The sequence below is a fragment of the Alsobacter sp. SYSU BS001988 genome (assembly GCF_054796215.1).
This window is the reverse complement of sequence record NZ_JBTAMK010000074.1, coordinates 1-261: the sequence shown is the minus strand read 5'-3', so window position 1 is coordinate 261 and position 261 is coordinate 1. Positions and strand designations below refer to the sequence as shown.

Here is a 261-nt window from a genome sequence, read left to right as displayed (position 1 = left end):
GGCGTGCAGCGCGCGACGATCATCCAGCCGAGCCCGCGGCACGTGCAGTCGCTGCGCGACGTCGACACCATCCGCGAGTTCTTCACGGGCAGCGGCCTGCTGGCCTTCTGCGACTTCCCGTGGGTGCCCGTCTACGTCATCGCGGCCTTCGCGCTGAACCCGATCTATGGCTGGCTCGCGGTCGGCGGCAGCGTCATCACCTTCGGGCTGGCGCTGGCCAACGAGTACTCCACCAAGAGCAGCCTCGACCAGGCGTCGCGC

The 261-nt window shown here is 69.3% G+C and carries 1 pseudogene; it reads left to right on the top strand.

The window, feature by feature from the left end:
* A pseudogene (locus ACYVO7_RS25850) lies at window positions 1-261 on the top strand (type I secretion system permease/ATPase); the annotation flags it as partial.